General features: G+C 37.6%; 11 protein-coding genes. All 11 read left to right on the top strand.

Going from position 1 to position 12365, the window contains the following annotated elements:
* Positions 1–180: 180 nt before the first annotated feature.
* The 11 genes from BGM26_RS17000 to tkt all read left to right on the top strand — a co-directional run bounded on the left by BGM26_RS17000 (position 181) and on the right by tkt (position 12365).
* The gene (locus BGM26_RS17000; protein ID WP_217041305.1) at positions 181–1563 is read left to right on the top strand and encodes a sigma-54 interaction domain-containing protein; all 1383 of its coding nucleotides are present in this window, start codon (positions 181–183) and stop codon (positions 1561–1563) included.
* Between the two features lie 332 nt (positions 1564–1895).
* Positions 1896–2897 carry a proline racemase family protein gene (locus BGM26_RS16995; RefSeq protein WP_217041302.1) on the top strand — a complete coding sequence of 334 codons (1002 nt, stop codon included), beginning with the start codon at positions 1896–1898 and terminating at the stop codon, positions 2895–2897.
* Positions 2898–3112: 215 nt separating this feature from the next.
* Positions 3113–5161 carry a BglG family transcription antiterminator gene (locus tag BGM26_RS16990; RefSeq protein WP_217041301.1) on the top strand — a complete coding sequence of 683 codons (2049 nt, stop codon included), beginning with the start codon at positions 3113–3115 and terminating at the stop codon, positions 5159–5161.
* Between the two features lie 48 nt (positions 5162–5209).
* On the top strand, positions 5210–6256 hold the full coding sequence (locus BGM26_RS16985; RefSeq protein ID WP_217041300.1) for a galactitol-1-phosphate 5-dehydrogenase: 1047 nt from the start codon (positions 5210–5212) through the stop codon (positions 6254–6256).
* 4 nt (positions 6257–6260) lie between these two features.
* Positions 6261–7292: a zinc-binding dehydrogenase gene (locus BGM26_RS16980; RefSeq protein WP_217041298.1), complete on the top strand. Its 1032-nt coding sequence runs from the start codon at positions 6261–6263 to the stop codon at positions 7290–7292.
* A gap of 252 nt (positions 7293–7544) precedes the next feature.
* Positions 7545–7727 (top strand): hypothetical protein, encoded by a 183-nt coding sequence (locus tag BGM26_RS16975; RefSeq protein WP_217041295.1) that lies wholly within the window; start codon positions 7545–7547, stop codon positions 7725–7727.
* A gap of 44 nt (positions 7728–7771) precedes the next feature.
* Positions 7772–8245: a PTS sugar transporter subunit IIA gene (locus BGM26_RS16970; protein ID WP_254119673.1), complete on the top strand. Its 474-nt coding sequence runs from the start codon at positions 7772–7774 to the stop codon at positions 8243–8245.
* Position 8246: 1 nt separating this feature from the next.
* The gene (locus BGM26_RS16965) at positions 8247–8528 is read left to right on the top strand and encodes a PTS sugar transporter subunit IIB (RefSeq protein ID WP_217041292.1); all 282 of its coding nucleotides are present in this window, start codon (positions 8247–8249) and stop codon (positions 8526–8528) included.
* Between the two features lie 85 nt (positions 8529–8613).
* Positions 8614–9873: a PTS galactitol transporter subunit IIC gene (locus BGM26_RS16960; protein WP_217041290.1), complete on the top strand. Its 1260-nt coding sequence runs from the start codon at positions 8614–8616 to the stop codon at positions 9871–9873.
* 179 nt (positions 9874–10052) lie between these two features.
* Positions 10053–10232: a hypothetical protein gene (locus BGM26_RS16955; protein WP_217041289.1), complete on the top strand. Its 180-nt coding sequence runs from the start codon at positions 10053–10055 to the stop codon at positions 10230–10232.
* 111 nt (positions 10233–10343) lie between these two features.
* Positions 10344–12365: a transketolase gene (tkt, locus tag BGM26_RS16950; RefSeq protein ID WP_217041288.1), complete on the top strand. Its 2022-nt coding sequence runs from the start codon at positions 10344–10346 to the stop codon at positions 12363–12365.

Here is a 12365-nt window from a genome sequence, read left to right as displayed (position 1 = left end):
TATATTTGCAAATATTGTGCCAAGTTTAATAATGTTGAATATTAGTATTATTCTGTAAAATATATTTACAGTATGTCTTAAAAAGTGTATCCTTTTAAATACATAATTGTTTAGTTAGTGTCTAAAATTTTTATATTAAATTCTCAGTCTTCGGATTTATCATTTATTTGAGGTGACTTCATGAATCGATTCAGTGATTTTGCTACCCATACATTAAATACTTTATTATCATCCCTTGATGAAGCTATATCAATTGTAAATACAGAAGGTGAAATGGTTTATTGGAACGAGGCAGCGGAGAAAACCTTTCATATTAAAAAAGAAGAGATTCTTGGAAAGAATGTTCGGGCGTTTTTTCGAGAAGAAGATATTATGAATTTGAAAGTCCTCAAAAGCCTTACACCAGTTCGGGATGTGTATCACCTGCCAAGGCCGGATAAGCATGTATTAGTAAGTACAACCCCAATTTTTGATGAACAAAATAGGTTGATTGGTTCGATGTCAGTTGAAAAAGATATTACTGCTACTATCATATTGAATGAAAAATTGTCGACGACAACGAACGAGCTTCAACGATTAAAGCAAAAAATGAAGCAAAAAGAGTTTGATGATCCATTTTACAAGGTGAAAGGAAACAGTAAAAGCCTTGAGCGCATTATTTTGCTTACGAAAAAAGTAGCGAAATCGGATGCAACTGTCCTTATTGTCGGGGAAAGTGGCGTTGGCAAAGAACTTTTTGCTCAAGCTGTCCATGAAGAGAGTTTACGCCGTGAAAAACCATTTATCCCGGTAAACTGCGGCGCTATTCCCCAAGCATTGTTTGAAAGCGAATTATTTGGCTATGAAGCGGGCGCATATACAGGAGCATCAAAGGCGGGCAAACCTGGAAAAATGGAATTAGCGGATGGAGGTACCTTATTCTTGGATGAAGTAGGTGAACTTCCCCTCGAAATGCAAGTGAAACTATTAAGGGCATTACAAGAAAAAGAAATATATCGAATTGGCGGACAAAAACCGAAAAAAGTTAATATTAGAATTGTAGCCGCCACGAACCGAATACTTGAGGATATGGTAGCAAATGGAACCTTCCGTTCGGACTTATTTTATCGTTTGAATGTATTTTCGATTCAAATTCCGCCACTAAAGGAGCGGGTACGAGATATTCCAGAATTAGTTGATGATCATTTTAAGGAGCTATCCCTAAGATATAACAGACCTGCTCCTGCCATTAGCCAAGATGCTTTGAATTTACTATGCAGTTACCACTGGCCTGGTAATATCAGGGAGCTTCATAATCTGTTAGAAAGACTTTTTGTGATAAACGATCGAAGTGATATTTCAACCGCAGATGTTGCCGATGCTTTACCTCAAATAAGCTCACTTAATAAGCCAATCGATTCAACACCTCTTTCACTCATTGATGAGAGAGAACAGTTAGAAAAGGAGAGAATTATCCAAGTTCTCCGCAATACATATGGAAATAAAAGTATTACAGCAAAAGAATTAGGAATTTCACGAGCAACCTTGTACAAGAAAATAAAAAGGTTTGGAATTCAATTATAAAATCAAAAAAAAATCTGAGTGTATCAGGACATTTTGAATCTGCTACAAGGTTAGTGACAAAAAAAGATATTAAATTGAAAACCAAGGGCGAAGCAGCACTTGGTTTTTTTTGAGCTGAAATTTCCCTCGAACAGCAATGTTGTGAAAGAAATATACAAAGTAGACAATTATGTAAACAAAAGTAGACAGCTTTTTAAGGTGTTGAACAAATATAAATTGAAAATTAATAGATTAAAGGTATTAAGAAAGTGGCACAGTATTTGCATTACTAAAAATAGATCTTTCAAAGTAAAATATTGTTATCGAAAAACAGTAAATGGGGGGGTAAAAAAATGAACTTTAGTAAAATGTATACAACAATTGATATGCATGTATCGGGAGAACCTTTACGTATTATTACAGGAGGATTACCAGAAATAAAAGGGAGCACTCAATTAGAAAGAAGAGCATACTGTATGGAGCATTTGGACCATCTACGAGAGGTGCTTATGTATGAGCCTCGTGGGCACCATGGCATGTACGGATGTATTATTACTCCACCGGCAAGCCCTGAAGCTGATCTAGGTGTATTGTTTATGCATAATGAAGGTTGGAGTACGATGTGCGGCCATGGTGTAATAGCGGTAGTTACTATGGCAATTGAAACAGGCATGATCGAGGTTAAAGATAACAACCAGAAATTAACGATTGATTGTCCGTGCGGACCAGTAATTGCATATGCGAAATGTAACGGGAATGCAGTAGAATCAGTTTCCTTTGAAAATGTAGCTTCTTTTGTTTATAAAAAAGATGTTTCGATTAAAATTGATGACTACGAGTTTAATGCAGATATTTCTTATGGCGGCGCTTTTTATGCAATTGTTAATAGTAAAGAAGTTGGATTAAAAGTAAATTACGATGATTTATGGAACCTGCAAATATGGGGTGACAAAATTAAACATTACATTGAAAGCAAAATGGAAGTGAAGCATCCGAATGAGGATATATCAGGGATCTACGGGGTGATTTTTTCAGACGAACCTAATAGCAGCAATGCCGACTTACGAAATGTAACCATTTTTGCTGATAAACAGGTCGATCGCTCACCGTGTGGTTCAGGTACAGCCGCAAGGGTTGCCGCTCTCTATGAACGTGGCGTTCTAAAAGAAGGTGGAAGCTTTGTTCATGAGAGTATAACTGACGGGCAATTTATTGGAGAACTGCTATCATTGACTAAGGTTGGCAAATATGAAGCTGTTATCCCAAAAGTCACAGGGGATGCATTCATTACAGGATTCCATCAATTTGTTATTGATCCGAGAGATCCGCTAAAACAAGGGTTTTTATTGGCTTAATTTTATTTGGTAGGCGCATTTGATAGTATAATATTTTCATATTCATATAGGAAATACTCGTAAAAATAATCCTTATCATCTGAATAAGGATTATTTTTTTGTTACGCCAATTAACTAATCATCAAGTTGAACAATCGGTAAACTCTAATTGGGTATGAAAACGCAGCCATATATATAAGGATTGCTGATAAAATGAACGCAAGAGGTGAACAATCGTGTATTTAGATGAAAGGAGCAGCTTAATCTTTAATGCGATATTAAGTAATCCGGAAATTTCCAATACAGAACTAGAAGCCAAATTTAATTTATCCCGCAGACAGATTAGCTATAGTTTTACAAAAATAAACGACTGGCTAGCAGATAATAATTATCCAGCAATTAAAAGGACTAATGGCGGTAAGATTATTATTAGCCCGTTTTTAATTGATTTATTTGCTGAAAAAGAAGAGTACTCTTCTTCTGCTAAATACATCCCCTCTGAAAAAGAAAGGGTGCAGCTAATCCTTTTCATGTTATTAAGCAGTGAAGAAGAACTTTCATTAATTCATTTTACGAGTGCATTAGATGTGAGTAAAAATACGGTGCTTAGGGATATGAAATTAGCTCACAATGTTGTAAACGACTGTAAGTTGGAAATCGTTTATTCGCGAATGCACGGATATGACATTGTTGGGAATGAGTGGGATAAAAGAAGGCTATTAATCGATGTATTACGTAATATTTTTGATATTTATAAAGGTGAGTCATACATTCATCAGCTTGCGCAAATATCAATTGAAGAAATTGAAAAGCTCAAATTGCAGATGGAAGAAGTTGAAAAGCGACTGGATCTGAAGTTTATCGACGAGAGGATTCGGCTGTTACCATATATTATTGCTGTTCTTTTAAAAAGAATTAAGAAGGGTCGAATGATTTCAGAATCTTATCATATCGATTATGAAGCATTATCCGATACGAAGGAGTTTGAAGCGGCTGAAATCTTAATTCAAGATGTGGGCATTATTCCTAAACGCGAGCGTTTGTTTATTACATTACAGCTTCTCGCATCAAACGTATTATCATCCCAGTTCTTAACAGATAAAGAGCTGCCGCAATTAAAAAAGTCATTGCGAGAAAGCCTGGACCTTTTTGAGTTAAAAGCTGTTGTAACGTTTAAAGAGAAAGAGGTATTACTAGAAAAGTTAGTATTACATATGAAACCTGCTTATTATCGAATCAAGTACCATTTAACAACGAATTATACAATGCTAGAGAAAGTAAGCGAGGAATTCGAAGCGATTCATTATATGGTGAAAAAATCAATCAAGCCATTTGAAGAATACATGGGATGTGAGATTCCAGAGAGTGAAGTTATGTTTATCACAATCTTTATTGGCGGCCATTTAATAAACAGCGGTGAAGCACTTCCGGTGAAGAAAAGGGCAATTGTCGTTTGTCCAAATGGTGTATCGATCTCTAGGTTAATGGAAAATACATTGCGTGACCTTTTTCCGGAATTTTACTTTTACAAAGCGTTTTCAATTAGGGAATTTGAACAGTTGGATGTAGACTTCGACATTGTCTTTTCACCAGTTCCATTACAAACAGATAAACATTTATTCATCGTTGATCAATTTATTACTGATTTTGAAAAAATACAATTGCGTCAGCGAGTTATGCAAGGATTGTTTGGGCTAAATTCTACCATCGTCAATATCGATCAAATCATTAATCTAATAGAAAAACATGCAAAGATAGAAGACAAGCAATCACTGGAAAAAGCATTGCAAGATTATTTCTCTTTCCAAGTGTCAAATGAGAGGAAACAGAAGCAAGATAAAAATTTGTCTGACTTTATTACCCCGGAAACGATTGTTTTGAGAGATCAAGTCGAAAGCTGGCAAGAAGCGATTAAAATAGCATCCCAGCCATTGCTTAGCAAAGGGATCATTACGGAGAGTTATATTGAAACGATGCAAAATCAGTATCCAGATATGTCCCCACATATTGTTTTAAGAATGAATATTGCTATTCCACATGCTAGTCCAGAAGATGGGGTTCATTCGACAGGCATGAGTTTATTAAGAATAAGAGATGGTCTTTCATTTGATGATGAATGTAAGGTGCATTTTGTAGTAGTCATCGCAGCAGTAGATAAAAATCAACATTTGAATGCACTATTGCAGTTGATGAAGATCGCTGAGATGAATAAAGTGATTAATTTGATGGCTCATATGGATAATCAAAATGATATTTTTGATGTGATTCAAACCTATTCTGAATAAAACGACGCAAATCTCCATTAATTGGTGAATTGCAATAGGAGGAAAATGATGAAAGCAGCAGTGCTATATTCAGAAAATAACTTTGTATATGAAGATATTAAAATAGATAAATGCCAAGAAGATGAGGTCAAAATTAAAGTCATGGCAGCGGGTATCTGCGGATCGGATACACATAAGATGACAAGTAATTGGAAATACCTATTGCCAGCAGTCATGGGCCATGAATTCTCAGGCTATATTGTTGAAAAAGGAAGCGCTGTGACAAATGTAGAGATCGGTGAACGTGTTGTAGCGATCCCTTTCCTGCCTTGTCACGAATGTGAATATTGCTTACGCGGTCAATTTTCGTTATGTGAAGATCATGGAATGATTGGTTCGAAATCATTTGGCGGATTTGCAGAATACGTCAATATTAAAGCGACGAATGTGCTGCCAGTTGGTGATATGGACTACGAAGAAGCCGCAATGATCGAACCCCTAGCAGTTGCCTTACACGGTGTATTGAATATTGAACCGCGAATCGGGGATACAGTGGCTGTTTTTGGTGCGGGCACAATCGGGCTTTTAGCCATTCAATGGTTAAAAATTGCGGGGGCAAAAGAAATTATTGCGATTGATATTTCTGATGGAAAACTAGAAGAGGCAAAAGCGCTGGGCTGTGAAAGAACCATCAACCCACTCAATGAAGATCTATTCGAAAAAATAAATGAGTATACAAATAATATGGGTGTTGATATCGCGTTTGAGTGTGCGGGTTCGAAAATAACACAAGAACAATGCTTATTAGTGACACGCAAAAAAGGAAAAGTTGGCTATTTAGGCATTGCCTATTCAGATGTTACTCTTTCTGAAAAAGCCTTTGAAAGTATTTTTAGAAGAGAATTGACATTGAAAGGTTTCTGGAACTCTTATTCTGCACCATTCCCAGGTGAAGAATGGACAAAGAGTATCGCCTTTATTAATAACGGAAGAATCAAATTAAAAGAAATGATCTCCCATCGCTACCAATTAGAAGATACGCAAAAAGCCTTCAACATGATTATTAATCGGGAAGAAACGTACGGCAAAGTTCTAATTCTACCAAATGAGGAGTGAAAAAATGAAAGCAGTAATGAAATTACAACCAGGCCATGACAATATGTCATTAGAAAATATCCCTGTACCCGAAGTAACAGGTGATTTAGTGAAAATTAAAGTTGCCTATACCGGAATATGCGGAACGGACATCCATACTTTTACAGGAGAGTACAGGAACGCTAAAACGCCAGTCGTATTAGGGCATGAGTTTTCTGGTGTCGTTGTTGAAGTTGGAAGTGGTGTTAAAAAGGTTAAAGTAGGAGACCGAGTAACAAGTGAAACAACATTTACAACTTGCGGGGAATGTGAATATTGTTTAGAGAAAGATTATAATTTATGTTCGAACCGGAAAGGTATTGGAACGCAAGTGAATGGGAGCATGGCTGAATATGTGGTTTCCCGTGAAGAAAGTGTCCATGTATTATCAGACTCTATTAGTCTCAAGGCTGCAGCATTAACAGAGCCGCTCGCTTGTTGTGTCCATGCAGCATTAGAAAAAACATCAATCAGCAAAGAGGATAAAGTACTTATCTTCGGACCGGGCCCCATTGGATTACTTCAAGCCCAGGTCGTAAAAGCACAAGGGGCTTTTGTCATTCTTGCTGGGATCACAAAAGATAAACCTCGTTTAGAACTAGCTAAATCTTTAGGTGTTGATGTAATCGTCGATGTTCTTGAAGAAAATTTAGAAGAGGTTGTTTTAAAACATACAAATGGGTATGGCGTCGATAAGGTATTCGAATGCTCAGGGGCAGTGCCAGCACTTAATCAAGGTTTGCCTTTAGTGAAGAAAAAAGGAACATTCGTGCAAGTAGGTATTTTTGCTAGTAAAATGAATCCTCTCGACCAAGAATCGATCGTCCAACGAGAACTGACGTATGTTGGGACACGTTCGCAAAAACCAAGTTCTTGGCACTTGGCATTAAAACTATTAGAAGATCAAAAAATCGATGCAGATAAGATGATCACGAAGATTGTCCCATTAGATGAGTGGCGTCGAGGATTTGAAGCAGTCATGGGTGGAAACGAAATTAAAGTGATCATCGAATCCTAGTATCCGGTTAATTATTGATTTATCATTATTTCACCTGAAAAACCATTTTGCTAATCACGGCAAAGTGGTTTTTTTATAATAAAATACTATGCTTTCTGGATTTGTTCCGTCTAATGTAGTTATTAAATAGGTTTTGTATGAAGTTGATTGGAGCGGGAGGTGCGAGACTCCTCGAAAATGCTATCACATTTCCTTCGTGCGTGGGCAGATTCAAGGATGTAAATTCAGTGTCCTACGGGAGAAGCGGGACAGGTGAGACCAAAGATCATCACAATGTTGTACAACCCGCAATCAATGAATGGGGATGAAACCGCATACAATAAGGCTTTAACAGATGTTATGATTGGTTCAGGAAAAGAAATTGATCACGTTGGAAGCAATCGTGAGGTCCATAATAATAGAATCTTTCAATTTAGTAAAATACGGTATGTTTAAATAGTAAAATTCACCACATGGAAAAACAACGGAGGAAGATGAATATGTATTTTGATGAAACACTCATCTTAAGAGACATTGAAGGCGAGAGCAATGAAGATATATTAAAAATAATGGCAAGTAACCTATTCGAACAGGGAATCGTAAAGGAAAGTTATATAGATGCAATTATTGAAAGAGAGAAAAACTATGCAACTGGACTACCGACAATGGGAATGTCTGTTGCCATCCCGCATACGGATATCGAACATGTAAATAAAAAGGCAATCAGTGTAGGAATATTAAAAAATACGGTTGATTTTGGAATTATGGGAGATGACAGTGAAACAACGCCTGTTAAATTAGTATTTATGCTGGCAATGGACCAGAGCCATTCACAATTGGAACTACTTCAACGCTTAATGCAGATTTTCCAAAACGTTGAGACATTGGAAACAATCGCTAATGAGGGTTCGAAGACAAAAATTAAAGATTTATTATTAAATCAATTAAACCCTTCCCTGAAAGGGGGTGAATAGGATGAAAAAGCAAATTTTGATCGCTTGTGGAGCTGGTATTGCAACTTCTACAGTTGTTAATAATGCCGTTGAAGAAATCTGTAAAGAGAATGGTATTAGTGCAAACCTAGTTCAAATTAAAATTACTGAGGTTGGTGGATATGTTGACACTGCTAGCCTTTTAATTAGCACAACTATTGTGAAACAAGAATATCCATTCCCAGTCATTAATGCGCGTGCATTTTTAACAGGAATCGGACTTGATGAAGTGAAAGCTCAAATTTTAGAGGAATTAATAAAATAACACGTTTTTCTAAACAAACATTCTCGATTCCAACAAGGGATCGAGAAAAATCTTATATAGAAAATAGGTTGAAAGGGGATCCATTATGAATGGCTTCGTTGAGGCTTTGCAATCATTCTTAGCGCTAGGGCCTACTGTTATTTTACCAGTGGCGATTTTCTTAATTGGTATTGCTTTCGGGCAAAAAATTGGAAGGGCTTTCCGTTCTGGTTTAACAATTGGTGTTGCCTTTGTTGGTATTTTCCTAGTAGTTGATTTACTAGTAAGCAACTTAGGACCTGCAGCAAACGGAATGGTTGATAGATTTGGAATTGAATTAAACGTTATTGATGTTGGGTGGCCGGGAGCTGCTTCCATGGCATGGGCTTCACCTATCGCCGCATTTGTTATACCATTAGGATTATTAGTTAACGTACTTATGCTTGCTACAAAAACGACAAAAACGATGAATGTGGACATTTGGAATTTTTGGCATTATACATTTATGGGAGCGCTTGTTTATACGATTTCAGGAAGTATGATTCAAGGCTTAATCGGTGCAGTACTCTTCCAAATTGTTGCTTTGAAAATTGCAGACTGGACCGCACCGATGTTAGAAAATTATTTTGAATTACCAGGTATTTCTGTTGCAACAGGAAGTACAGTTTCCTATGCAGTATTTATCCCGCTTGTTAAGCTACTTCAAAAAACACCTGTCATTAAGAATTGGAATGCGGACCCAGAATCCATTCAAAAAAGATTTGGTGTGTTTGGAGAATCGATTTTCATGGGATTAATCCTTGGAATTGGTTTAGGTTTACTAGCAGGTTATTCCATTGGTGATGTTATTAAAATTGGTATGGCCATGGCGGGGGTTATGGTTCTAATGCCAAGGATGGTTAAAATCCTTATGGAAGGTCTTACACCTGTATCCGAATCAGCGCGTGCGTTTTTAAATAAACGATTCGGAGATAGAGATATTTACATTGGTTTAGATGCAGCTGTAGCAATTGGACATCCGTCTGTCATCTCAACTGCATTAATATTAGTTCCGATTACAGTTGCCTTAGCGGTAATATTACCAGGAAACAATGTCCTGCCGTTTGGTGACCTAGCGACAATTCCGTTTATTGTTGCGTTTATTGTCGGTGCTTCAAGAGGAAACATTGTTCATTCTGTTATTGTTGGAACAATCGCTATTGCTTTAACTTTATATATGGCTACAGATTTGGCAGTCATACATACACAAATTGCGGTTGACGGACATTTTAAAATGCCAGAAGGGACAAGCTTAGTATCAAGTCTTGACCAAGGTGGAAACATTATTAACTATGCAATTTATAAATTATTTGCCTTGTTTAATTAATAAGTGTAACGAATCAAGATCTCTTCTGATTTTGAGCTGGAAGGAGCTCTAGTCGTTCGGCTGGAGCTGATTTCATTAACAACAGAGAATTATCTATTCAATTGGCTGCCAAGGAAAGAAGCTGTTATGCCTGCCATAACAGCTAAATCAACCAATCTTAAAAGAAATAAGGTGATCAAATGGTAGAAACATTTGTAGATTATGCACTCGGCCCCCATGGAAGATTTCTAAGGGATATTTATTTAAATAATCAACTTCCAATTAATACGATCATCGTCGGATTTGCCATGTATAAGCTCTTCTTTAAGAAGGGGAAAAAGGAAGCTCAACTAACTTCTTCACCAGAAACAAAAGAATAATAGGTTCCTAAGAAGCTTTACTTCTCTGTTATTTTTTCTGAAAAATAACATTAAATACCGAAAGCTCCCCTTGAAAAAGGGATCAAATATACATCACGAGGAGTGTTTTACTTGAGTACTGAAGTAAAAGAAGAGATTTCTCAATTAGCTATCAATGCCATTCGAACATTATCAATTGACGCAATCGAAAAAGCGAACTCTGGACATCCTGGGATGCCGATGGGTGCAGCACCGATGGCGTACACATTGTGGGCAAAAGAAATGAACCATAATCCAAATAACCCGAATTGGTTTAATCGTGACCGCTTTGTATTATCAGCGGGCCATGGTTCTATGCTTTTATACAGTATGTTACATTTATTCGGCTATGACGTAACAATTGAAGACTTGAAAAACTTCCGCCAATGGGGAAGCAGAACGCCTGGTCATCCTGAAGTTGGGCATACGGCTGGTGTAGAAGCAACAACTGGACCACTTGGGCAAGGAGTGGCGATGGCTGTCGGTATGGCAATGGCAGAGCGTCATTTAGCAGAAACATATAACAAAGAAAATCATGCAATCGTCGACCACTTTACATTTAGCATTTGTGGTGATGGCGATTTAATGGAAGGAGTTTCTGCTGAAGCAGCGTCCCTTGCCGGGCATCTTAAACTTGGACGCCTCGTTGTCATGTATGACTCGAATGATATTTCACTAGACGGAGATCTAAATCTTTCATTTTCAGAGAGTGTAGAAAACCGCTTTAAAGCCTATGGATGGCAAGTAATTCGTGTCGAAGACGGCAACGATATCGAAGAGATTCAAAAGGCTATTCAAGAGGCTAAATCAGACTTAGATCATCCAACATTAATCGAAGTGAAAACAACCATTGGTTATGGTTCACCGAATAAATCTGGAAAATCAGCTTCCCATGGTGCACCGCTTGGCAGTGAAGAAATTAAACTGACAAAATCCTCATACAACTGGGACTATGAAGAGCCATTCTTTGTACCTGAAGAAGTGGTAGATTACTATAAACAGTTTTCTGATTTAGGGCAACAAAAAGAGGCTGCATGGAATGAACTTTATGATTCCTATAAGAAAGAATACCCTGAGTTGGCTAGTCAATTTGATGCAGCTTTAAAAGGTGAACTCCCTGAAAACTGGAAAGATAGTTTACCGGATTATCAAACTGGAGAAGCACTAGCGACACGAACTTCTTCAGGAAAAACGCTGAATGCAGCTGCAAATGCGATTCCCCAGTTAATTGGCGGTTCTGCCGACTTGGCTAGCTCGAATAAAACACTTTTATCATCTGAGAAAAATTATGGTCAAGATGGTTATGCTGCACGAAATATTTGGTTTGGCGTCCGTGAATTTGCAATGGGAGCAGCGCTTAATGGAATGGCACTTCATGGGGGAGTAAAGGTTTTTGGAGCAACCTTCTTCGTATTCTCTGATTACTTAAGACCTGCTATGCGTCTTGCTGCTCTAATGAAGCTTCCAGTAACTTATGTATTTACCCATGATAGTATCGCAGTTGGTGAAGATGGTCCGACACATGAACCAATTGAACAATTAGCTTCTTTACGTGCAATGCCAGGAATGTCCGTTATTCGCACGGCAGATGCGAAAGAAACGGATGCTGCATGGCAATTGGCACTCGAAAGCACGGACACACCGACTGCTTTAGTCCTTACTCGCCAAGATTTACCGACATTGGCTAACGAAAAACAAGAGGTATATGAAGGCGTTAGTAAGGGAGCCTATATAGTATCACATGCTAAAGATGAGGCAGAAGGATTGCTGCTTGCTTCTGGCTCTGAAGTGTCACTTGCAATTAATGCGCAAAAGGAACTTGAAAAAGAGGGTATTTTTGTTGCTGTTGTGAGTATGCCTAGCTGGGATCGTTTTGAAAAACAATCAGCTGAATATAAAGAAAGTGTCCTCCCTACCCATTTAAAAGCCCGCCTTGCGATTGAGCTAGGTTCTTCACTTGGCTGGAGAGAATATATCGGCGATGCTGGGGAAAAAATAACGATCGATCACTTTGGTGCTTCTGCTCCAGCGGCTAGACTATTTAAAGAATATGGGTTTACAATAGAGAATGTAGTTAATAAATACAAAGCCTTAATGAAAAAGGAGATTGATTAA

The sequence above is a fragment of the Bacillus sp. FJAT-29790 genome, assembly GCF_019039215.1.
Taxonomy (GTDB): Bacteria; Bacillota; Bacilli; order Bacillales; family Cytobacillaceae; genus Cytobacillus.
The sequence above is the reverse complement of the archived record's forward strand: the minus strand, read 5'-3'. Positions and strand labels throughout refer to the sequence as shown.